This is a genomic window from Herbiconiux solani NBRC 106740 (genome assembly GCF_001571005.1).
Lineage (GTDB): Bacteria > Actinomycetota > Actinomycetes > Actinomycetales > Microbacteriaceae > Herbiconiux > Herbiconiux solani.
The window spans coordinates 587,933-608,636 of the sequence record NZ_BCST01000001.1; the positions used below are offsets into that span (position 1 = coordinate 587,933).

The 20,704-nt window shown below is 71.2% G+C and carries 12 protein-coding genes; 6 read left to right on the forward strand and 6 right to left on the reverse strand.

Annotated features, from left to right (window positions below; all coding sequences use genetic code 11):
• The first annotated feature begins 106 nt into the window (after positions 1 to 106).
• The gene (locus HSO01S_RS02850) at positions 107 to 721 is read left to right on the forward strand and encodes a vitamin K epoxide reductase family protein (protein WP_245635859.1); all 615 of its coding nucleotides are present in this window, start codon (positions 107 to 109) and stop codon (positions 719 to 721) included.
• 44 nt (positions 722 to 765) lie between these two features.
• Here HSO01S_RS02850 and ndk read toward each other — a convergent pair whose 3' ends face one another.
• From ndk to HSO01S_RS02875, 5 genes are all read right to left on the reverse strand, one after another.
• Positions 766 to 1,194, reverse strand: a complete 429-nt coding sequence (gene ndk, locus HSO01S_RS02855) for a nucleoside-diphosphate kinase (RefSeq protein ID WP_066039030.1) — start codon at positions 1,192 to 1,194, stop codon at positions 766 to 768.
• A 61-nt stretch (positions 1,195 to 1,255) separates the two neighbouring features.
• On the reverse strand, positions 1,256 to 1,666 hold the full coding sequence (locus HSO01S_RS02860; protein WP_066039031.1) for a DUF4233 domain-containing protein: 411 nt from the start codon (positions 1,664 to 1,666) through the stop codon (positions 1,256 to 1,258).
• Positions 1,663 to 3,123, reverse strand: a complete 1,461-nt coding sequence (locus tag HSO01S_RS02865) for a bifunctional folylpolyglutamate synthase/dihydrofolate synthase (RefSeq protein WP_084361235.1) — start codon at positions 3,121 to 3,123, stop codon at positions 1,663 to 1,665. The genes HSO01S_RS02860 and HSO01S_RS02865 overlap by 4 nt, the downstream gene beginning before the upstream one ends.
• Positions 3,116 to 6,550 carry an isoleucine--tRNA ligase gene (locus HSO01S_RS02870; RefSeq protein WP_066039032.1) on the reverse strand — a complete coding sequence of 1,145 codons (3,435 nt, stop codon included), beginning with the start codon at positions 6,548 to 6,550 and terminating at the stop codon, positions 3,116 to 3,118. The genes HSO01S_RS02865 and HSO01S_RS02870 overlap by 8 nt, the downstream gene beginning before the upstream one ends.
• A gap of 227 nt (positions 6,551 to 6,777) precedes the next feature.
• Complete coding sequence (locus tag HSO01S_RS02875; RefSeq protein WP_066039033.1) at positions 6,778 to 7,440, reverse strand: TetR/AcrR family transcriptional regulator; 663 nt, start codon at positions 7,438 to 7,440, stop codon at positions 6,778 to 6,780.
• 112 nt (positions 7,441 to 7,552) lie between these two features.
• On the opposite strand from HSO01S_RS02875, the gene HSO01S_RS02880 reads away from it, so the two are divergent.
• From HSO01S_RS02880 to HSO01S_RS02895, 4 genes are all read left to right on the forward strand, one after another.
• Positions 7,553 to 9,229 carry an ABC transporter substrate-binding protein gene (locus HSO01S_RS02880; RefSeq protein WP_066039034.1) on the forward strand — a complete coding sequence of 559 codons (1,677 nt, stop codon included), beginning with the start codon at positions 7,553 to 7,555 and terminating at the stop codon, positions 9,227 to 9,229.
• A gap of 4 nt (positions 9,230 to 9,233) precedes the next feature.
• The gene (locus HSO01S_RS02885) at positions 9,234 to 10,211 is read left to right on the forward strand and encodes an ABC transporter permease (RefSeq protein WP_373280200.1); all 978 of its coding nucleotides are present in this window, start codon (positions 9,234 to 9,236) and stop codon (positions 10,209 to 10,211) included.
• 89 nt (positions 10,212 to 10,300) lie between these two features.
• A complete protein-coding gene (locus HSO01S_RS02890; RefSeq protein WP_066039147.1) occupies positions 10,301 to 11,131 on the forward strand; it encodes an ABC transporter permease in 831 nt (276 codons plus the stop codon).
• The gene (locus HSO01S_RS02895; RefSeq protein WP_066039036.1) at positions 11,128 to 12,927 is read left to right on the forward strand and encodes a dipeptide ABC transporter ATP-binding protein; all 1,800 of its coding nucleotides are present in this window, start codon (positions 11,128 to 11,130) and stop codon (positions 12,925 to 12,927) included. The genes HSO01S_RS02890 and HSO01S_RS02895 overlap by 4 nt, the downstream gene beginning before the upstream one ends.
• Before the next feature lie 107 nt (positions 12,928 to 13,034).
• Here the strand turns inward: HSO01S_RS02895 and HSO01S_RS02900 are convergent, their stop codons facing one another.
• The gene (locus HSO01S_RS02900; RefSeq protein WP_066039037.1) at positions 13,035 to 19,418 is read right to left on the reverse strand and encodes a family 78 glycoside hydrolase catalytic domain; all 6,384 of its coding nucleotides are present in this window, start codon (positions 19,416 to 19,418) and stop codon (positions 13,035 to 13,037) included.
• A 338-nt stretch (positions 19,419 to 19,756) separates the two neighbouring features.
• Here HSO01S_RS02900 and HSO01S_RS02905 point away from each other — a divergent pair, with 338 nt between their 5' ends.
• Positions 19,757 to 20,641: a type IV toxin-antitoxin system AbiEi family antitoxin domain-containing protein gene (locus tag HSO01S_RS02905; RefSeq protein WP_066039038.1), complete on the forward strand. Its 885-nt coding sequence runs from the start codon at positions 19,757 to 19,759 to the stop codon at positions 20,639 to 20,641.
• The last annotated feature ends 63 nt before the right edge of the window (positions 20,642 to 20,704 follow it).

Here is a 20,704-nt window from a genome sequence, read left to right on the forward strand (position 1 = left end):
GGCCGAAAAGCCTTCTTGGCGGTGACCGTGACGTTCACGGAAACCTACGTCGATTATCGCACGCATTCCCAGAATGCTCGCGTACCCGCTCTGCAATAATGCGTTGGTGCCTGCCGAAACGATCCCGTACCGCCGCCCGATCGGCCTGGCCGTGTTCCTCATCGTCGCCGGGGTGATCGGCTGGTACTCGGCGTTCGATCTGACTCTGGAGCGCATCCAGACCCTGATCAACCCGGACTACGCGCCCAGCTGCAACATCTCGCCGCTGGTGACCTGTGGGCCGAACATGGCGAGCCAGCAGGGCTCGATCTTCGGCTTCCCGAACCCGATCATCGGGGTGGCCGCGTTCGTGGCGCCCATCGTCGTGGGCGTCGCCATCCTGGCCGGCGCCCGATTCGCCAAGTGGTTCTGGGTGCTGTTCAACCTCGGCTTCGTCGGCGCCCTGGTCTTCATCATCTGGCTGATCGGCCAGAGCATTTTCGTGCTGGGCACGCTGTGCCCCTACTGCATGCTCGTCTGGTCGGTGGTCATCCCGCTGTTCTGGTACGTGACGGCCTACAACCTCAAGCAAGGGCACTTCGGCAACGGGAAGAGGAGCCGCGAGGTCGCGGCGCTCGTCTACCCGTGGGTGTGGACCCTGGTGCTGCTCAGCTACCTGGTGATCGTGGTGATCGCGCAGCTGCGGCTCGACGCGATCACCGCGATCTTCCAGTCGCTGTAGCGGCCCGCCCGGCGGCTACCGGCTACCGGCTACCGGCTACCGGCTCAGTCGAACCAGAGGGCGAGCTCGCGCTCGGCCGACTCGGGCGAGTCGCTGCCGTGCACGAGGTTCTGCTGCACGGCGAGGCCCCAGTCGCGGGCGAGGTCGCCGCGGATCGTGCCGGGCGCGGCCGTGGTCGGGTCGGTGGTGCCGGCGAGCGAGCGGAAGCCCTCGATCACGCGGTTGCCCGCGATACGGAGCGCGACGATCGGGCCGGACTCCATGAACTCCACGAGCGGCTCGTAGAAGGGCTTGCCCTGGTGCTCCTCGTAGTGCGACGCGAGCAGCTCGCGGTTCGGCTCGATGAGCTTGATGTCGACGAGCTGGTAGCCCTTGGCCTCGATGCGGCGCAGGATCTCGCCGGTGAGGTTGCGGGCGACCCCGTCGGGCTTGACGAGAACGAGGGTTTCTTCGACGTACGTGGGCACGGTCATCCTTCCGAGTGGCCGCGGGATGCGCGGCGCGAACTGTCCGAAGACACCCTAGCGGGCCGAGCTAACCGTCTTCCGAAGGGCTCCGGGGCTCGGCGCCCTCCCCCGCCTGCTCCTCCGCGGCGCGGGCCTCGGCGGCCCGGAGCGCGTTGTCGCGGTCGATGGATGCACCCTTGACCAGGCAGTAGACCCAGAGCGCGATGAAGATGGCGGCCACCACGGAGAGGGCGGGGGCGAAGAAGCACGCGGCCACGATGACCGCCTGCAGCACCCACCCCACCGCGTACGCCCACCGGTGCCGAAGCAGCGCCGCGGTGCCGATGAGCGCGAGGCAGAGCACCGCTCCCCCGCCGAGCGCGATCGTAGGAGGCAACGCCTTGAGCCCGAAGATCACCAGGGCGGCGAAGAACATGACGATCGACTCGAAGCCGAGCACGATCGAGCAGAGGCTCTGCCGGACGGAGCCGCCTCTCACGCGTCGTCGCCCTTCCACCCCTCGGCGGCGGCGAGGCCGATGACCTCGCCCACGAGCGTGATCGAGCCGGTGACCAGCACCGCCCCCTTCTCCGACTCGCCCGCGAGCTCGCGGGCCTGGTCGAGGGCGGCCTCGAGCTCGGGCTCCACCAGCACGCGATCGGCGCCGACGATGCCGACGACGGTCGAGGCGAGCTCGTCGGGGTCGATCGCCCGGTCCGACGACGAGGAGGTGATGACGAACTCGTCGACCACGGGGTCGAGCGCCCGCACGATCCCCTCGACGTCCTTGTCGGCAAGCACCGCAATCACGGCGATGACCTTGTCGAAGGTGAAGTACTCGGTCACCGCGGCCGCGAGGGCCTGGGCGCCGCCCGGGTTGTGGGCGGCGTCGACCAGCACGGTCGGCTCGATGCCGACCAGCTGGAGGCGGCCGGGCGAGGTCACCGTGGCGAAGCCCTCGGTCAGCACCTCGTCCGAGAGCGCCTGGGTGCCGGCGCCGAGGAAGGACTCCACGGCGGCGACCGCGACGGCGGCGTTGTGCCCCTGGTGCGCTCCGTAGAGCGGCAGGAAGTGGTCGCGGTAGGTGCCGGCTAGGCCCTGGACCGAGACCAGCTGGCCGCCGACCGCGACCGTCGACTCGAGCAGCCGGAAGCCGTCGCCCTCGACCGCGAACCGCGACTCGGACAGGCTCGCGGCGCGTTGGAGTTCGGCCAGCGCCTCGGCGGGCTGGATGGCCGAGACGACCTCGGCCGCGGGCTTGATGATCCCGGACTTGGTGCGCGCGATCTCGGCGACCGTGTTGCCGAGACGGGCGGTGTGGTCGAGGGAGATCGGCGTGATCACGGCGACCTGGCCGTCGGCGATGTTGGTGGAGTCCCACTCCCCGCCCATCCCGACCTCGATCACGGCGACGTCGACGGGCGCGTCGGCGAAGGAGGCGAAGGCGAGCACGGAGAGGGCCTCGAAGAAGGTCAGCCCGGGTTCGCCCTCGGCCGCGAGCTCGGAGTCGATGATGCCGAGGAAGGGCTCGATGTCGCGCCAGTTCGCGGCGAGGGCCTCGTTCGAGATCGGCTGCCCGTCGATCATGATGCGCTCGTTGAGGCGCTCGAGGTGCGGACTCGTGAAGAGCCCGGTGCGGAGCCCGTAGGCCCGCAGGATGCTCTCGATCATCCGGCTGGTCGAGGTCTTGCCGTTGGTGCCTGTGATGTGGATGACGGGGTACGAGCGCTGCGGGTCTCCCAGCAGTTCCGCGGCACGGCGGGTGGCCGTCAGGCGGGGCTGCGGAGCCGCCTCGCCCAGGCGGGCGAGCAGGGCCCGGTAGACCGCGTCGCCCTCCTCGACGAACTCGTCGGGGGCGTCGAGGCCGACCTCCTCGAAGCCGTCACCGGTGCCCTCGGTCTCGTCGGGGTCGTCGGCGGGGGGCCCGAAGTCTCCTCCGAAGAACTGGTCAGACATTCTGGGTCACCGACTTCCGGCTCACGGCGATGATGAACTCGTCCTGGTTGGCGTACTTGCCCGCTGCGACACGCACGAAGTGCTCGGGCGCGGCTCCGGTGAGGGTGCCGAGCCATTCCGAGGCGAGCACCTCACGATACCCGTCGAGCGACGGGGTGCCGGCCGGGGCGTGGGATGCGAACGAGGTCGCGAGAGTCTCGGCCGCTAGGTCGACCGCGGTGGCGGAGGCGACGGCCGCCGCATCCTCGTCGCTGAAGAAGACCAGGTCGAGGTTGATACGGTCGCTCACCTCGAAGCCGGCCGACTTCCGCACGTCCTGAACGGCACGGATGATGTCCCGGGCCAGGCCCTCGGCCTCGAGCTCGGGCGTGGTCTGCGTGTCGAGCAGCACGAAGCCGCCGTTCGGCAGCAGGGCGACGCCCACACTGTCGGAGTCGTTGGTCGCGACCAGGGTCAGCTCGTACTCCCCCTCCAGTAGCTGGATGCCGCCGGCGGTGACCACGTCGTTCTCCTCGGACCACTCGCCGGTGCGGGCCGCCTTGATGGCCTGCTGCACGCTCTTCCCGAGGCGCGGACCCGCGACCCGGGCGTTCACGGTCAGGCGCGACGAGAGACCGTAGTCGGCCGGGGCCGTCTCGCTCTGCTCGGCGAACGTCACCGACTTGACGTTCAGCTCGTCCTTCAGGATCGACTCGAAGGCGGCGAGGTTCTCGGCCCCGTCGGCGACGATCGTGAGGCCGGCGAGCGGCAGGCGCACGCGCAGACCGTTGAGCTTGCGGAGCGAGAGCACCGTCGACGAGATCGAGCGCACGGTGTCCATGGTGTGCACGAGGCCGACGTCGGCCGGGAAGTGGTTCTCGTTCGGCCAGTCGGTCAGGTGCACGCTGCGGCCGCCGGTGAGGCCCTTCCACATCGCGTCCGCCACCAGCGGGATGAGCGGGGCGGCCACCCGGGTGACCGTCTCGAGCACCGTGTAGAGGGTGTCGAAGGCGTCGTGGTCGTCGCCGGACCAGAACCGGTCGCGCGACCGCCGGACGTACCAGTTGGTGAGCACGTCGGCGAAGTCGCGGAGCTTCGCGGAGGCGAGCGTCGCATCCAGGCCCTCGAGATCGGCGGTCACCGACTGCACGAGCTCGCGCGTCTTGGCGAGCAGGTACCGATCGAGCACGTCCTTCGAGTCGGTGCGCCACTGAGCTTCGTAGCCGCCCTCCTCCGCACTGTTCGCATAGAGGGTGAAGAAATAGTAGGTGCTCCACAGGGGCAGGAGGAGTTCGCGGACGCCCTGGCGGATGCCCTCCTCGGTGACGACGAGGTTGCCGCCGCGGAGGACGCTCGAAGACATCAGGAACCAGCGCATCGCATCCGACCCGTCGCGGTCGAAGACCTCGGAGACGTCGGGATAGTTGCGGAGCGACTTCGACATCTTCTGCCCGTCGGAGCCGAGCACGATCCCGTGGCTGATCACGTTCTTGAACGCGGGCCGGTCGAACAGCGCGGTGGAGAGCACGTGCATGACGTAGAACCAGCCGCGGGTCTGCCCGATGTACTCGACGATGAAGTCGGCCGGGCTGTGGGTGGCGAACCACTCCTCGTTCTCGAACGGGTAGTGCACCTGGGCGAACGGCATCGATCCCGAGTCGAACCAGACGTCGAAGACGTCGGTGATGCGGCGCATGGTCGAGCGGCCGGTCGGGTCGTCGGGGTTCGGCCGGGTGAGTTCGTCGATGAACGGGCGGTGCAGGTCGGGCTCGCCGTCGCGATTGACCGGCAGCCGGCCGAAGTCGGCCTCGAGCTCGGCGAGCGAGCCGTAGACGTCGATGCGCGGGTACTCAGGGTCGTCGCTCTTCCAGACCGGGATGGGCGAACCCCAGTAGCGGTTGCGCGAGATCGACCAGTCGCGGGCGCCGGAGAGCCACTTGCCGAACTGGCCGTCCTTGACGTTCTCGGGCACCCAGTCGATCTGCTGGTTGAGCTCTTCCATGCGGTCGCGGATGGGCAGCACGCGCACGAACCAGCTCGACACGGCCTTGTAGATCAGCGGGTTGCGGCAGCGCCAGCAGTGCGGGTAGCTGTGCTCGTAGCTGGCCTGGCGGAGCAGGCGCCCCTCGGCCTTCAGCAGCTGGGTGAGCGGCTTGTTCGCGTCGAAGACCTGCAGGCCCTCGACGTCGTGCACGGTGGAGAGGAAGCGGCCGCCGTCGTCGACGGAGATGATGACCGGGATGCCCGCGGCCTCGCAGACCTTCTGGTCCTCCTCGCCGTAGGCGGGGGCCTGGTGCACGATGCCGGTGCCGTCGGTGGTCGAGACGTAGTCGGCGACGAGGATCTGCCAGGCGTTCTCGGTGCCCCACTTCTCGGTGTCGGCGTAGTAGTCCCAGAGGCGGTCGTAGGCGACGCCCTCGAGCTCACGGCCCGTGATCGTGCGGGTGACCGCGGCGCGGGCCTCCTCGGCCGAGTCGTATCCGAGGTCTTTGGCGTAGTTGCCGACCAGGTCGACCGCGAGCAGATAGTCGGCGACCAGCACGGTGGTGGAGGGCGCGACCGTGGCGCGGCCGGTGTCGGTGCCCTCGGGCACGGGGTCGCCCGAAGCGACCTCGCGGGCGACCGGGGTGTCGGCCGTGCCGTTGGGGCCGGCAGGAACCACGGCGTACTCGATCGACGGACCGACGGCGAGGGCCATATTGGTCGGCAGGGTCCAGGGCGTCGTCGTCCAGGCCAGGGCGCGCACGCCGGTGAGCCCGAGGGCCTCGGCGCGGCTGCCGACGAGGGGGAAGGTGACGGTGACCGTCTGGTCCTGACGCATCTTGTAGACGTCGTCGTCCATCCGCAGCTCGTGGTTCGAGAGCGGGGTCTCGTCCTTCCAGCAGTAGGGCAGCACACGGTAGCCCTCGTAGGCGAGGCCCTTGCCGTGCAGCTCCTTGAAGGCCCAGAGCACGCTCTCCATGAAGGTGGTGTCGAGCGTCTTGTAGTCGTTGTCGAAGTCGACCCAGCGGGCCTGGCGGGTGACGTAGTCGCGCCACTCCTGGGTGTACTGCAGCACCGACTTCCGCGAGGCGTCGTTGAACACCTCGATGCCCATCTCCTCGATCTGGCTCTTCTCGGTGATGCCCAGCTGCTTCATCGCCTCGAGCTCGGCGGGGAGGCCGTGCGTGTCCCAGCCGAAGCGGCGCTCGACCTTCTTGCCGCGCATGGTCTGGAAGCGCGGGAAGACGTCTTTCGCGTACCCGGTCAGCAGGTGGCCGTAGTGCGGCAGGCCGTTCGCGAACGGCGGGCCGTCGTAGAACACCCACTCGGGCTTGCCGTCGCGGTTGTCGATGCTGGCCTGGAAGGTGTCGTCCTGCTTCCAGAACGCCAGCACCCCCTGCTCGAGGTCGGGGAAGCTCGGCGAGGGGACGATGGACGAGAAGTCGTCGGAGTCTTTGGGGTACATGGGCTCTCCTGGAGGGCGGATGACGCTGCTGCCTGTTCCACGAGGACGGATCGGAGCCGGAGCCCCCCACCGCGGTACCACCTCGCTTGCGCCCCTGCTCGCGCAGGGACGCCGCTCGTTCTCAGGTTGTGACGGACCCGACCCGTCCGGTTCTACTGAGCGCTCGCACGCCGTTCCTCCGGAGGCTCCCCGGTGATGGCCGGTTCACTGCCTTGGTATAGGCGATTCTACCCGATCGCGGGGTCGCGGCGGGCGGGCGTCGGTGCATCCGATCCGTACCCCGCGACGACCGGATGCACGACCCGCGCCAGGTAGGCCTCCAGCGGTTCGCGGTCGGGCCCGTCGGCGGCCCAGCGACCGACCGCCGCGGCGGCGGCCCCGACCACGGCGAGCGCGACGGCCCGCGCCGTGAGGGCCGCGTCCGGCCCGGCGAGCCGGGTGGAGAGGAACAGCTCGATGGCGTCCGCATGGGCCAGGGCCCGGGCGAGACCGGCGGCCTTCAGTTCGCCGTCGATGCCCATCACCTCGTACTGCGTGAGCACGAGGGGTGCGCGCTGGGCGCTGAAGCCGCGGGCGGTGACGAGGAGGGCCCGCTCGACCGCGTCGAGGGGCGGGGTCTCCGGCGGCGTGGCGACCAGGGCATCCGTGAGGGCGGTCAGGCTCGCGTCGAGCTCGATCCAGAGCAGATCGCTCTTGGCCGAGAAGTAGTTGAAGAAGGTGTTGCGGCTGACGCCGGCGCGCTGGGTGATCTGCTCGATCGTGGTGCGGGCGTAGCCGTTCTCGAGGAAGAGCTCGGAGGCGGCTTCTTCGAGCATGGCCTTCGAGGAGGCGCGGGGGCGGCCTCGGGTGGCCGGTGCATTCGAGGGCTCCGCGCCGGTGTTCGCGGCCATCGTGCCTCCGGAATCGCGGATCGGGGAATAATTAGATCAAGTCCAACAATTAGACTCATTGTGATCACAGCGGATCACCCCCTTCACCCTCCCATACGAGACAGGTTTCGTCGTGCCCCTGCGCCACCGTTCATCGCTCCTCGTGCTCGCCGCGGCGACCACCGCATCCGCTCTGCTGCTGGCCGGCTGCACCGCCGACGGCGCGGGCACCTCGGGGGGCGGCTCGGCACCGAGCACGCCCGTCGCGGGCGGCACCCTCACCTACGCCACCGGCTTCGGCGAGCCGACCTGCCTCGACCCGCACGTCGGCGGCAACATGCCGCAGGCGCTGCTCGGCACGAACGTGCTCGAGTCGCTGTTCTCGCAGGATGCCGAGGGCGCCATCGTGCCGTGGCTCGCGACGGGCGCGACCCCCTCGGCCGACGGCCTCTCCTGGGACGTGGCCCTCCGCGACGACGTGAGCTTCACCGACGGCACCCCGTTCGACGCCGCCGCCGTCGCGGCGAACGTGGCGCACATGAAGGATCCGGCGACCGAATCGTCGACTGCCATCCTGGCCCTCGGCAAGGTAACGTCGGTCGAGGTCGTCGACCCCACCACGGCCCGCTTCGTGCTCACCGAGCCCGACAGCGCGCTGCTCGAGTCGCTCGCGCAGACCTGGCTCGCGATGGAGTCGCCCGCCGGCCTCGCCCGCGGCATGGAGGCGAACTGCGAGGATCCCATCGGCACCGGGCCGTTCGTGGTCGACAGCTGGACCAAGCAGGACAACGTGACGCTCTCGCGGAACGACTCGTACAATTCCTCCCCCGCCGGCGCGGCGCACGAGGGCCCCGCGTACCTCTCGACCATCGTGTGGCGGTTCATCCCCGACCCGGCGACCCGGTTCGCGGCGCTGCAGTCGGGACAGGTCGACGTGATCGACGAGATGCAGCCCGACAACGTGGTCACGGCACAGGATGCGGCGGCCTCGGGCGGACAGCTCGGCGTGCTGACCGGCGCGCTGCCGGGCGCGTCCATCCGGCTCGAGCTCAACTCGGGCTACGCGCCCTTCGACGACGAGCGTGTGCGAAAGGCCTTCATCGCCTCGGCCGACGTGAACCCGGGCATCGAGAGCCTGTTCTTCGGCACGGTCGACCGCTCGTACTCGGTGCTGTCCTCATCCACCCCCTTCGGCGCCTCCTTCGAGGACGACTACGCGATCGACACGGACCGCGCCAACCAGCTGCTCGACGAGGCGGGCTGGACCGGCCGCGACAGCGAGGGTTACCGCACCAAGGACGGCGCACGCCTGACCGTCGACTTCCCGATCTCGACGAACCAGTCGATCCCCGCCGAGCAGTCGCTGTTCGAGCAGATCCAGGCGACCACGAAGGACGTCGGCTTCGACGTCGAGCTGCACCCGCTCGACCTGTCAAGCTGGTACGCCTCGCTCGCGGCCTGGGACTTCGGGGTCACCAGCGCGATCTACACGAAGAACTCGCCCGACGTGCTGCGCATCCTTTACGACTCGGCCAACATCATCCCGGCGCCGAGCGGCTACCACCCGAACCACTCGCACGTGTCGATCCCCGAGCTCGACGCGTTGCTGACCACGGCCGGCGAGACGAACGATCAGGCCGAGCGGGCCGACGCGTACCAGAAGGCGCAGAAGATCCTCGCCGACGGTGCCTACGTGCTGCCGCTCTACGACCACCTGCAGAAGATCGGCTACTCGACGCGGGTGCAGGGGCTGTCGCTGCTGCCGACGCTGCAGCTGCCGTACCTCGCGGACTCGTGGGTTCAGCAGTAGCGGCGTGAGCGGGGTTGTGGGGGCGCGGCGGGCGGATGCGCGGGGCTGGGGCCCGCTGCTGCGCGGGCTGCTGCTGCGGCTGGCCGGCGCGGTCTTCGTGCTGTGGGCCGCGGCGACGCTGACCTTCTTCGGGCTGCGGCTGATCCCGGGCGACCCGGCGCAGGCATTACTCGGCGGCCCCGGATCGCAGGCCTCGGCCGAGGCGCTCGCCCAGGTGCGGGCCGAGAACGGGCTCGATCAGCCGCTGATCCTGCAGTACCTCGCGCAGCTCGGGCGGCTCGCGACGGGTGACCTCGGCACCTCGTACGCCCAGAAGAACTCGGTGCTCTCGATCATCGGGTCGCAGATCGGCGGCACCCTGTTGCTCGCCGTGCTCGCGCTCGCGGTCGCCTGGCTGATCGCGCTGGGGCTCGCGCTCTGGGCGACCCGGGGCGGCCGGATCGCGGCCGCCGTCGGGTCGGGGCTCGAGATCGTGGCGGCCGCCGTTCCGCACTTCTGGCTGGCGCTCGTGCTGGTGCTGATCTTCAGCACGACGCTCCGCTGGCTGCCCGCGGTGAGCACGTCGGGGCCCGCGGGGCTGGTGCTGCCCGTGCTCACACTCGCGATCCCGCTGGCCGGGTTCTTGGGGCAGGTGATCCGGGAGTCGGTGCTCGACGCCCTGGCCGCGCCCTTCACGCTGTCGGCGCGGGCGCGTGGCGAGACCGAGAACGGCATTCGGTGGCGGCACGTGCTGCGGCACGGGGCGCTGCCCGGCATCGCGCTGTCGGGGTGGGCGTTCGGGTGGCTGATCTCGGGCGCAGTCGTGGTCGAGACGGTCTTCGCGCGGCCCGGGCTCGGGCGCACGTTGCTGAACGCGGTGCAGCTGCGGGACGTGCCGCTCGTGGTGGGAGTCGTGCTCGTGGTGGCGCTCGGGTACGTGCTCGTGACGGTGCTGACCGACGGGGCCTCACGGCTCGCGGATCCTCGGGAGCGTGCGGCGTGAGCGTGCTTCCTGAGGGGTCGGTGGCGGCTGGGTGGTCCGGGGCGGCTGGGTCGGCTGGGTCGTCCGGGCCCGTGGGGTCGGCGGGATCGGTGGCGGGGAGGGGTTCTCGGCGCGGGCGTCGGCTCGGGCTCGGCGTCGGCCAGTGGGTGTCGCTCGGGTTCCTGCTGTCGCTGGTGCTGGCGGCGGTCTGGCCGGGGCTTCTCGCACCCGGCGACCCGCTCGCGATCGACCCGCGCGCGGCGTTCGTGCCGCCCGGGTGGGGGCATCCATTCGGCACGGACGAATCGGGGCGCGACATCTACACCCGTGTGGTGCACGGTGCGGCCCCCTCGCTCGTGATCGGGGTCGCGGCCACGGCGATCGGCGTGGGTCTCGCGCTGGTGCTCGGCATGCTCGCGGCGCTCGCCGGGCGGATCGTCGACTTCGCGGTGAGCCGGTTGCTCGAGGTGCTGTTCGCGTTTCCGGGGTTGTTGCTGGCGCTGCTCGTGATCACCGTCTACGGGCCGGGGGTCGTGACCTCGACGGTCGCGGTCGGGCTCGCGACGGCGCCGGGGTACGCGCGGATCATCCGGTCGCAGACGCTCTCGGTCGCCGCCTCGCCGTACATCGAGGCCGCCGTGGTGCTCGGGAAGTCGCGGGGGCGCATCCTGGCTCGGCACATCCTGCCGAACGCGCTCGTGCCGGTATTCGTGCTCGTGACGCTCGGGGTCGGGCAGGCGATCGTGTGGGCGGCCGCGCTCAGCTACCTCGGGCTCGGGGCCGAGCCGCCGGCGCCGGAGTGGGGGGCGATGCTGTTCGCGGGCAAGAACTACGTGACGAGTGCGTGGTGGATGACGTTCTTCCCGGGCCTGGTGATCGTGCTCGCGGCGGCGGCGACCACGGTGCTGGGGCGGGCGCTGCAGAAACGGGGTGTGCGGTGAGCGCGCTGCTGCGGGTCGAGGAGTTGCGCGTCGGGTTCGGGCGGCGAGGGACGGGTTCCGTCGTCGACGGGGTGTCGTTCGCGGTGCACGCGGGGCGGGCCGTGGCGATCGTGGGCGAGTCCGGGTCGGGCAAGTCCGTGACCGCGCGGACGCTGGTCGGGCTCGCGGGAGCCGGATCGTGGCAGACCGCCGAGGCACTGGAGGTGCTCGGCAAGCCGGCGCCGCTCGGGGCGGGGCCTTCGTCGCGGGCGTGGCGGAGCATCCGGGGCCGGCAGATCGGGCTCGTGCTGCAGGATGCGCTGGTGTCGCTCGACCCGCTGCGGCCGATCGGGCGGGAGATCGGCGACGCCATCCGGTTGCACACCCCGCTCTCGGCGGCGCAGCGCACGGCGCGGGTGCTCGAGCTGCTCGAGGCGGTCGGGATGCCGGACCCGGCCGAGCGGATCGGGCAGCGCTCGGGCGAGCTCTCGGGCGGGCAGCGGCAGCGGGCGCTGATCGCCGCGGGACTCGCGGCCGACCCCGCGGTGCTGATCGCCGACGAGCCGACGACGGCGCTGGACACGACGGTGCAGGCGCAGATCCTCGCGCTGTTCGAGACCGTGAAGGCGCGGGGCACGGGGCTGCTCTTCATCAGCCACGACCTGGCGGTGGTCTCCCGGATCGCGGACGAGGTGCTCGTCATGCGCGCCGGGCGGGTGGTGGAGCAGGGGCCGGCCGCCGAGGTCTTGGGCGACCCGCAGCACGAATACACGAAGGCGCTGCTGCGGGCGGTGCCCGCGGGGGTGCCGCGCGGGCGGCGCCTGAGCGAGGGTGCAGGTGCGCCGGGTGCGGGCGCGCAGGATGCGGTGGATGCTGCTGCTGCGGCATCGCTGGAGGCGCCGCTCGATTTGATGAGCGGCGGATCGGTGCTCGAGGTGCGGGACGTGCGCAAGACGTTCGCGGTGCGGGGGCGGGAGCGGGGCGACGTCCGGGTCGCCGTGGACGGGGTGTCGCTCGAGATCGCGCGCGGGACGACGCTGGGGCTGGTCGGCGAGTCGGGGTCGGGGAAGACGACGCTGGCGCGGATGGTGCTCGGGCTCGCCACACCCGACTCGGGCGAGGTGCTGCTCGACGGGGCACCGTGGGCTCCAGGTCCGGAGCGGCTGCGGCGAGCACGCCGACCGCTGATGGGGGCGGTGTATCAGGATGCGTTGTCGTCGTTCGATCCGCGGCTGACGGTGGGGCAGATCCTCGCGGACGCCCTCGACGTGCCGGGAGTGCGCGCCGACCCGCGAGACCGGCACTCCCCCGTTGCCGAGCCGGGTAGCGGTGCGCGGACCTACCCATCCGGCCGGGACGCCGCGGGCGCAGAGCCGACCGGTGCGAACCGGGCGGCGCGAGCGGACCGGGTGACGGGACTGCTGGAGGACGTGGGGCTGGCAGCGGAGACGGCCGGGATGCGGCCCATCCACCTCTCGGGCGGACAGCGGCAGCGCGTCGCCATCGCGCGAGCGCTGGCCCCGGGGCCCGAGCTGCTCATCTGCGACGAGCCGGTGTCGGCGTTGGACGTGTCGATCCAGGCGCAGATCCTCGACCTCTTCGACGAGCTGCAGCGCACCCGCGGGTTGAGCTACCTCTTCATCTCGCACGACCTCGGGGTGATCCGGCACATGAGCGACCGGGTCGCCGTGATGAAGGACGGGCGGATCGTCGAGCACGGCACGACCGAGGCGGTGTTCGCCTCCCCCGCCGATGCGTACACGCGCACGCTGCTCGCCGCGGTGCTCCCGCCGCCCGGGCCCGCGCGGACGCTCTGACGGTCTGACACTCACGGTGGATGCACGAACGGGCTGAAGATCGCAGTCATACGTGCACAGTGCACGCATGAGCACGATCTTCAGCCCGTTCGGCAACGAGCCCGCGGTCAGGCGGAGCGGCGACGGTACCCGAGGAGGAGGAGCGCTCCGAGAGCGGCCAGCAGTCCCCCGCCGAGCGCCCAGCCCCAGACCGGGAAGCCGGTCGAGGCGAGCACGGTCGCCGGCACGGTGAGGTCGCCGGAGCCGGTGCCGCCGGTTCCCGCGCCGCCCGACCCGGTGCCGCCGGTGCCGGACCCACCCGAGCCCGAGCCGCCGGAGCCGTCGCCCGACCCACCCGTGCCGGAGCCGTCGTCGGCCACGAGCACGAGGTCGTGCGCCCCGCCCGGGAAGTCGGCCGGCACCATGACCGCCGCCGAGATCACTCCGCGCCCGTCGGCCAGCACCGTGCCGAGGACGACCGGGTCGGAGTGCAGTTCGATCCGCACCGACTGCCCGGCCCGGAACCCGCTCGCCTCGATCAGCAGCCCGGCACCCGGGACGACCTCGAACGTGGACGGGGCGTCCGACCGGGACAGCTCGAGCGGGGCCCCGACGTTCCCGGCGACGTCCACCGCGCGCACGGCGACCCGTTCCGGGGTAGCCGACGCCGCGATCAGCGCGCTCAGGCCGTCGACCCAGGTCGATCCGTCGAGCGAGTACTGCAGCCGGGCGATCCCCGAGCCCGTCGGGGCGGCACCGCCGGCGGCACTCCCCGCCGGGTCGGTGCCCACCGCGGCCACCCGCCCGGCCGAGGTCAGCCAGCCCCACACCGTCGGCGCGGTCGCATCGACCTTGGCCTCGAGCGTCTGCACGGCGCTGACGTTGCCCGCGGCATCCGTCGCCCGCACCTGCACCTGCGTGACGCCCTCGGGCAGGGCGACCGGCGCCGAGTAGGTCGCCCAAGCGGCCTCCCCGAGCCGGTACTCGACCACAAGGCCGGCACCAGCACCAGCACCAGCACCAGCACCAGCACCAGCACCAGCACCAGCACCAGCAGAGTCATCCGTCGCCACGACCGTCAGCGCGGCCCCCGCGACGTGCCACCCGCCGAGCCCCTCGTTCGACACCGTGGCCGATACCGTCGGCGCCGTCACATCGGGGATCACGACGACTCCCGACAGCGACCCCGCCGCCTCGACGTTGCCGGCCACGTCGACCGAGCGGTACTCGACCTTGAAGGGTCCGGCCGCACTGATCGTCACCGAGGTGCCGACCATCCAGGCACCGCCGTCGACCCGGTACGAGGTGCCGTCGCCCGCCACCCCCGAGGTCGCGTCGGTCGCGTCGAGCGTGATCGTCGCCGGCCCGGTCGAGACGTCCGCGTCGTCACCCGACCCGAAGCTGCCGCCGCGGGTCGCGGTCGTGGCCGGGGCCACCGTGTCGATCCGCACCGGGAGCGACTGGGTCGGCGAGACGTTGCCGGCCGCATCCGTCGCGCTGTAGGTCACCGTGTGCGACCCTTCGCCGCTCACCGCGAACGGGGCGGTGTACGGCGCGAGCGCATCCTGGTCGACGCCGAACGACACGGCAGGGGCACCCGCCCGGTCGTCCTGCGCCGCGAGCGACACCGTCACCGGAGCCGTGCGGAACCACCCACTCGAGCGATCCGGCGTCGCCGGGTCGGTCGAGGCCACGACCACAGGCGCCGTGGTGTCGGCCGCGACGGGCAGGCTCCAGACGTCGGCGATCGAGGGGTCGTAGAAGGCGTGGTCGTCGAGGTTCTCGAACTTCACCCGCACCGAATCTCCGGATGCGCGGGCCGCGTCGACGAGGATCTCGTACGTCTCGGTGCCCACCCCGCCGGTGTGGCTGAACAGCCGTGTCGCCACCTCGACGCCGTCGACGTAGACCTTGTACTTCTTGGTCTGCGGCTTGTCGTAGGTCTCGATCGAGCGCAGCACGAACGGCTGGCCCGGAGTCACCGCGAGGTCGAACTCGAACGACGAGAAGTCGGTCAGGTGCCCGGCGTACCGGCGGGTGAGTCCGGCCTCGCTGCTCGTCCCGGACGAGCTCGAGGCGGCGAGCAGGTGGGCCCGCTCGCTCGTGTCGTCGCCCAGGTCGATGTGGTCGAGCGCACCGGCCTCGGCCAGCGGGGTGAGCGCCACACCGAGGGTCACGGCAGCCGTCGCGTAGACGGTGCCCTGGTCGGCGAAGCTCGCGGTCAGCGGAGCCGAGACGGAGGCCTGCTCCAGACCGAACGGCGCCGTCACCGGAACCCGCAGCGTCACCGATCCCCCGGCCGGTACCACCGTGGTGGCGGTGTCGAACGGGGTCGTCCAGCCCTCCGGCACGGCGACCGAGAGGCGGCCGGCCGCGGGCTGCGCGCCCTGGTTGGCGACGACCGCCACGACCGTCGCGGTCGACCCGGGCGTAATCGAGGAGGGCTCGACCGTCACCGAGGAGAACTGCACCGGGGAGTCGACCGCGATGGAGGCATCCACGGGAATCCCGATCGCCGTGCCCTGCACGAGGTACGTGACCCGCACCGGGGCCGGGACCGCGCCGGGGAGCCGGTCGGCCGGGACGGTGAACGCGAGTTCGGCCGAGGCCTCTGCGCCGGCCGCGAGGCCGTCGGCGACCTTGGTGCGCGAATCGACGGATCCCCACGAACCGTCGAGGCCGCCCGCGCCGGTGACGAGCTGAGCGGTCACCGCGCCGAGCTCCGAGGTGCCCGTGTTCGTGACCGTGGCCACGAGCGCACCCGCTTCGCCCGGCTTGAACCCGGGGCGGCTGCCCGCCACGCTCGCCGAGACGCCGAGGAGTGTCGAGACGGTCGCGTCGGCGGCGGTGCGCACGTCGGCGGCCGACTGCGTCAGAGATGTGCGAGCCGGACCGTCTGCCAGCGCCGCGGCCCACTTCTCGACCTCGGCGAGGGCGGGGTAGGCCGCCACGAGCCCCTGAGCGGCGGCGACGGGGTCTCCGCCCTGTGCCGTGCCGAGCGCCGAGACCACGCGGGCCCGCAGGGTTTCGACGAGAGCAGTGCCGGAGCTGTGCTCCGCATCCGTCAGCCCGCCGTCGGCGTGGGCCGACTCGACGGCCGCGGCCAGTGCGTCGACCCGGTCGATGACCGCGCCCACCGCCTCGGACCGGTCGTCGACCACGAAGGTGTAGTCGCCCGAACCGACGGTCACGAGCACCTCGGTGCCGTCGGCGGAGGCCTCGACCGAGTGCACGCCGGCGACCTGGTCGAGCGCGAGCCCGCCCTCGGTCGCGGCCCACCGGGTGGTCGTGGGCAGGTGCACCACGGCGGTCGAGCCGACCGGAACGTGGGTGGCGAGGGTGAGCTGGGAGCCGTCGCGCTTCCAGTCGGAGCTGACCGGCCCGAACGGCGTCTGCGTCGTGGCCTTCGCCCAGGCGAGCTGGTCGGTCACGGCCGGGGCGATCGTGATGTCGCGGTAGCCGGTGGTCTCCGAGCTCCGGATGCCGGCGACGTCGTGGTAGAACCAGTCGTCGACGGTGCCGAGGAAGTAGTGTCCGCGGCTGCGGGCATCCAGCGACCAGTGCTCCCACATGCTGGTGGCGCCGTTCTCGATCATGTAGCCCCAGCTCGGGTACTCGGTCTGCACCGCGACCTTGTAGGCGAGGTCGGCGTGCCCGTACTTCGTGAGCATCGGCAGCAGGTACTTCGAGCCGAGCGAGCCGGTGTTGAGCTTGTTCCCCTTTGCGACGACGTCGGCGGCGAGGCTGTCGGCCACGCGCTGGGCGGTGGCGTCGTCGGGGGCGAGGCCGAAGGCGAGGGCCAGTGCGTTGTGCGTCTGGCGGTAGCCGTTGTCGCCGTTGCCGCGGTAGTAGCCGGCGGCGGTGTCGAGGAAGGCGTCGTTGAAGCCCTGCTTCACGACGGCGGCGTTCGCGTCGAACTTCGCCGCGTCGGCGGGCCTGCCGAGCAGGGTCGCCGTCTTCGACATCGAGGTGAGCATCGTGTAGAGGTAGGCGGTGCCGCTCACGCGGGTGTCTTCGGGCGCATTGCCGCCGGCCGGGCTCGCCTCCGGGCTGACCCAGTCGCCGAGGCGGTTGTCGGGCACGACCCCGCCGGGCGAGCGGGCGAACTCGAGGTCGACGTACTTCGCCATGTCGTCGTAGTACTTCGCGAGCACCTGCTCGTCTCCGCCGTACTGGTAGAGCCACCACGGGATCAGGATGAACGCCGAGTGCCACGGGGTCGCGACTCCCCACTGGCCCCACTGGTCGGAGCTCGGGGCGATCACGAGCGGGGCACCGGCGGCGTCGCGGGAGTCGTCGATGTCGCCGATCCACTTCTCGAACAGGTTCTGGGTGTCGAGGTTCATCAGGAACATCTCGGCGCCGACCGCGGCGTCACCGGTCCAGCCGTTCTTCTCGAACATCGGGGTGTCGGTGGGAATCGAGTGGATGTTGTTGAGCAGCGTGTCGACGACCGCCCGGTGGGTCTCGTTCATGATGCGGTCGGCGCTGTCGAACGATCCGGTCTCGGGGGCGTCGGTGTGCAGCACCTCGGCGGTGAAGGCGCTGAGCGGGGGCGCCTCGGTGCCGGGCCAGCCGGACACCTCGATGTACTGGAAGCCCTTGTACGAGAACTTCCCGCCCCAGGTCTCGGGGGCCCCGGTGCCGGCGAGCACGAAGCGGTCGGTCTGGAAGCCGTTGGCGAAACCGCCGTTGTTCGAGAAGTTCACCCGGCCGTCGGCCGTGAGCTTCTCGCCGTACTGCGCGCGGATCGTCGTGCCGGCCGGCCCCTGGGCCGTGAACTTCACGGTGCCCGCGAGGACGCGCGGGAACTTCACGCGCCACACCCCGTCGGCCACCTGCACGACCTCGGTCGCCGGAAGCTCCTCGGTGACCCGGATGGGCTGCTGCTGCTGGTTGATCAGCTCGCCCTTCGGCCCGGCGGCCTCGGCGGCGTTCCCCCAGGCGCGGTCGTCGAAGCCGACCGTGTCGAAGCCGGGCTGCGCCTTCGACGCGTCGAAGGTCTCGCCGCCGTAGAGGTCGTCGAGGCGGGTGGGGCCGTCGTGCAGCCGCCAGCTGTCGTCGGTCACGACGTCATTCGTCGTGCCGTCGGTGTACTGGATGCGCAGCAGTGCGCGCCCGACCGGCTCGTCGTGGAACGGCGGGCTCTGCCAGTTCCAGACGTTCGGGTTGGTCATGCCGTAGAAGCCGCGGCCGAGCTCGAGGCCGAGCGCGTTGTCGCCCGCGCGGAGCTGGTCGGTCAGGTCGGTCACCGTGTACTGGGCGTGGTCGTCGTAGTCGGTGAAGCCGGGCGAGAGGATCTCGTCGTTGATCGGCGCGCCGTTCAGGCTCACGTTCGCGTAGCCGCCGGCGGCGACGTAGATCTTCGCGTCGGCGACGGTCTTCGCGGCGTCGACGGCGAACTCGGTGCGGAGGAGCGGGGCGGGTGCGACGGTGCCGGTGGGCGGGCGGACGCCGGTGCCCCAGGGTCCGGTGCCGTAGGTCGCCTGGACGGCGGCGGCGGGCCAGGCGGAGTCGTCGAACGCGCGGGACTCGAAGCCGGTGGGGATGGTCTTGACGGCCTTCCAGGCCGCATCCGTCGTGGTCGTGGTGGTGCTGCCGTCGGTATAGGTGACGCGGATCTTGGCGAGCAGGCCGGCGGGCGAGTTCGGCCCGTTGGTCGTGCGCACGGCGATCGTGTTCGCGCCGGTGGCCTGGAGGGAAGTGGTGAACGACTTGGAGCCCTGCCACTCGTTCTCGGCACCCGCGGTGCGACCGAGCTCGGTGCCGTTGACCCAGAGCGCGTACGAGTCGTCGGCGGTGATGATCACCTCGGCGGTCTTGGGGGTCTTGCCCGCCGGGGCGGGGAGGGTGGTGCGGAAGGCGCGATCCTCGGCGGGGGCGTAGGGGGCGCCGGGTTCGGGGGTCCAGATCCAGCTGGCTCCGGAGAAGTCGAGCTGGTCGGCGGCAGCGGCGCGGGCGTTGCCGATCCAGGCGCTGCCGGCCCAGTCGGCCTCGTCGAAGAGGCCGGTGCCGAAGGTCGAGGTGGCGGTCGCGGTGCCGGCGGAGGTGACGACGTCGACCGTCCAGGTGTACTGGGTCGCGGGGGCGAGGGGGGTGCCGGCGTACTCGATCGCCGTGGAGGCGGTGGAGGTGACGACGCCGGTGTCCCAGAGGGGGGTGGGGGCTGCGTTCGCTGTTCCGGCGGCGGCTCCGGCCGTGGTGACGCGGATGCGGTACGAGGTCTGCGTGACGTCGCGCGCATTCGAGCTGGTCACCCAGGAGAAGCGGGGGGACGGGACGTCGATGCCTAGGGGCTCGGTGCGGTTCTCGACCTCGAGGGTGCCGAGGGTGATGCCGGTGGCGGGGGCGTCGGCGGCTTGGGTTGCTGTTTTCGCTTCCGCGCTTGCCGCCGCCACCGCTGCCGGCAGGGCCGACGCGGGCAGCGCGGCACCCGTGGCCACCAGGCCGAGACTGAGGATGCCGGCCAGGGCGGCACCGAGCGTGAAGCGGCCGAGAGTGGTTCTGGTCATGAGTGCGCTGTCTCCTGCGGCTCGACGTTGAGGGAGGGGCGGCGCGTGCTGAATCGTTTCATCGCGCCGGGTTTCGGCGAACGTAGCACGGCTCGCGGAGGCTTCTCAAGGGCGTCTTATCGCGCCACCAGGCCGATTGAACAGCGGTTTTGCGGGCCCCTTCGCCCCTCGGTGGGCGTCTTTCGGCGGGGTGCCGCCGGTGCCGCTCGCTCGGCTGTCTGACAACGTGAGTCATATTGAACACGGGGATTCCTCCACAATCGCTCTGTTCAACGCGCTCCTCCACAGCGACGGGCCGTCGTGACCGCACCGGGTGCTGCGTGCCGCAGGCTGTCGGCGTGCTCCTTCCGATCCTGCAGTCGCTCGGCGGCGTCGCCTCGACGCGGCAACTCGCCGACCACGGCATCGGCGACGCCGAGGTGCGCGCTGCGGTGCGCCGGGGCGACGTGCTCCGGATCCGCCAGGGCTGGCTCGCGCTTCCCACCGCCGACCGCGAGGTCGTCGCGGCGGTACGCGTCGGAGGCGCCCTCACCTGCACGTCCCTCCTCACCCGCCTCGGCGTCTGGTGCGCCCCCGACCCCCGCCTCCATGTCCGCGTCCCGCAAAGCACCGGACACGTCGGGTCGCCCACTGAACGCGGTCGGCCCTTACGCCCCCATGACCCCGTGACGATTCACCGCCCGGCCTGGGGTGGATCGATCACCTCGCCCGTCGACGGCGTGGTGGCGTCGCTGCGTAATGCCATGCTCTGCCAGGAGCGACTCGACGCGATCGTCTCGCTCGATTCGGCCTTGAACAAGAAGCTGATCACGATGTCGATGCTGTCCGACCTGGTGGCTCCGCTTCCCGCGAAGTGCCAGGCTCTCGCGAAGCTGGTCGACCCTGGTGCGCAATCCGGGCTCGAGACCAAGGCGCGCGTCCGCCTGCATGGACGGCGCATCAGGGTGCGCAGCCAGGTGGAGATCGCCGGCGTGGGGCGCATCGACCTGCTGGTGGGCGACCGCCTCGTGCTCGAGCTTGACGGCTACCAATGGCACTCGTCGCGCACTGCCTTCGAGGATGACCGCCGTCGAGACCTCGCACTGAAGGAGCTCGGTTACATCGTGATCCGGCTGAGCTACGCCCAGGTCATGTACGACTGGCCGGCCTGCGAGACCGTCATCCTCGAGATCGTGCGCCGCCGCGAGCACATGTGGCGGCGGGGTGTTCGAATGGGCTGCTGAGAGCAGCTATACGTGCATATTGCACGCATAGGCAGCCTCAGCAGCCCATTCGGAACGCGAAGA